Genomic DNA, 2,671 nt, shown 5'->3' with positions numbered 1-2,671 from the left:
GGAAAGAATAATCCTGGCATCGAGCTATTGTCCCGGTCGGCAACCCGACAAGTATCTTGGCCACGGTGAAGTTTCACAACCGAGTTCGGGATGGAATCGGAGTGGTGCCATCACGTTAAAGACACCAGGAAGGGTAGAACCCTCAAGACTGCAAAAGCTAGGGAAAAAGTGGTGAAAAGAAGAATCAGGTCAAGCCCTCGGTCGGTTAGTACTCCTCGACTGCACTCGTTACCGAGCTTCCATCTAGAGCCTATCAACGGGTAGTCTACCCGAGACCTTACTGGCTTAATGCCATGAGAGCAATCATCTGGAGGTGGGCTTCCCACTTAGATGCTTTCAGCGGTTATCCGCTCCGCACATGGCTACCCTGCGTTTACCGTTGGCACGATAACAGGTACACCAGCGGTGCGTCCTTCCCGGTCCTCTCGTACTAAGGAAGGCTCCTCGCAATGCTCTTACGCCTACACCGGATATGGACCGAACTGTCTCACGACGTTCTGAACCCAGCTCACGTACCGCTTTAATGGGCGAACAGCCCAACCCTTGGGACCGACTTCAGCCCCAGGTTGCGATGAGCCGACATCGAGGTGCCAAACCTCCCCGTCGATGTGAACTCTTGGGGGAGATCAGCCTGTTATCCCTAGAGTAACTTTTATCCGTTGAGCGACGGCCCTTCCACGCGGTGCCGTCGGATCACTAAAGCCGACTTTCGTCCCTGTTCGACTTGTGGGTCTCACAGTCAAGCTCCCTTCTGCTTTTGCACTCTATCGTCCCATTTCCAACGGGACCGAGGGAACCTTTGCGCGCCTCCGTTACCTTTTAGGAGGCGACCGCCCCAGTCAAACTGCCCACCTGAAACTGTCTCCCGCCCCGATTAGGGGTCAGGGTTAGAATTCTAGCCTCGCCAGAGTGGTATCTCACCGTTAGCTCCACTCTCCCCACGAGGAGAGTTTCAAAGCTTCCCACCTATCCTGCGCAAGCGAAGCCCGAAGCCAATGCCAGGCTACAGTAAAGCTTCATAGGGTCTTTCTGTCCAGGTGCAGGTAGTCCGTATCTTCACAGACAATCCTATTTCGCCGAGTCTCTCTCCGAGACAGTGCCCAGATCGTTACGCCTTTCGTGCGGGTCGGAACTTACCCGACAAGGAATTTCGCTACCTTAGGACCGTTATAGTTACGGCCGCCGTTCACCGGGGCTTCGGTCGTCAGCTTCAGATTACTCCTGACCAACTTCCTTAACCTTCCGGCACTGGGCAGGCGTCAGCCTCCATACTGCGTCTTACGACTTGGCGGAGACCTGTGTTTTTGGTAAACAGTCGCCTGGGCCTATTCACTGCGACCCTCTTGCGAGGGTACCCCTTCTCCCGAAGTTACGGGGTCATTTTGCCGAGTTCCTTAGAGAGAGTTATCTCGCGCCCCTTAGTATTCTCTACTTCCCCACCTGTGTCGGTTTCGGGTACAGGCAATTAATGATTAACGTGGTTCGGGCTTTTCTAGGAAGCTTGATCAGCGCCACTTCCCTCCCGTGGGAGGTGGGACTCGCGTCTTAGCTCCTGGTGTTTTCTCCACCGCTCATCGCCTCGACTGCTTGCACTGGTAACCAACATCCAGCTGACGTTGACCTTCTCCGTTCTCCGGCACAATCATTAATCGGTACGGGAATGTTAACCCGTTGTCCATCGACTACGCTTTTCAGCCTCGCCTTAGGTCCTGACTGACCCTCCGCGGACGAGCCTTGCGGAGGAAACCTTGGGGTTTCGGGGTGTGGGATTCTCACCCACATTTTCGCTACTTAAGCCGACATTCTCACTTCTATAGAGTCCACAGCTGCTTGCCGCTACTGCTTCACCCCCTATAGAACGCTCCCCTACCACTACAATGTAGTCCACAGCTTCGGTAGATAACTTAGCCCCGTTCATTTTCGGCGCAGGAGCGCTTGACCAGTGAGCTATTACGCACTCTTTTAAGGATTGCTGCTTCTAGGCAAACCTCCTGGTTGTCCATGCACTCCCACCTCCTTTCTCACTTAGTTATCATTTGGGGACCTTAGCTGGTGGTCTGGGCTGTTTCCCTCTTGACGATGAAGCTTATCCCCCACCGTCTCACTGGTAGTTTTTTTAGCCGTATTCAGAGTTTGCCTCGCCTTGGTACCGGTCTCCCAGCCCGCGGCGAAACAGTGCTTTACCCCGACTAAACTTCCACTACCGCTGCGCCTCAACACATTTCGGGGAGAACCAGCTAGCTCCGAGTTCGATTGGCATTTCACCCCTAACCACAGCTCATCCGCTAATTTTTCAACATTAGTCGGTTCGGACCTCCACTTGGTTTTACCCAAGCTTCATCCTGGCCATGGTTAGATCACCCGGGTTCGGGTCTACAAATTATGACGTTTCGCCCTATTCAGACTCGCTTTCGCTGGGGCTGTGGGGTCTTCCCCCTTCACCTGCCATAACCTGTAAGTCGCCGGCTCATTCTTCAACAGGCACACGGTCAGACGTTCAATCGTCCTCCCATTGCTTGTAGGCTAACGGTTTCATGTTCTATTTCACTCCCCTTCCGGGGTTCTTTTCACCTTTCCCTCGCGGTACTGTTTCTCTATCGGTCACACGGGAATATTTAGCCTTACCTCGTGGTCGAGGCAGATTCACACGGGATTTCACGTGCCCCATGCT

The 2,671-nt window shown here is 53.8% G+C and carries 2 rRNA genes (1 of these 2 only partly in view); both read right to left on the bottom strand.

The annotated features are described in order from the left end of the window. Window positions 1–11: 11 nt before the first annotated feature. Window positions 12–129 (bottom strand): 5S ribosomal RNA (gene rrf, locus IM515_RS21980). 56 nt (window positions 130–185) lie between these two features. Continuing rightward, a 23S ribosomal RNA gene (locus tag IM515_RS21975) occupies window positions 186–2,671 on the bottom strand (it continues 394 nt past the right edge of the window).

The sequence above is a fragment of the Microcystis sp. M44BS1 genome (genome assembly GCF_020244875.1).
Classification (GTDB): Bacteria; Cyanobacteriota; Cyanobacteriia; order Cyanobacteriales; family Microcystaceae; genus Microcystis; species Microcystis panniformis.
This window is presented reverse-complemented; position numbering and strand designations above follow the sequence as displayed.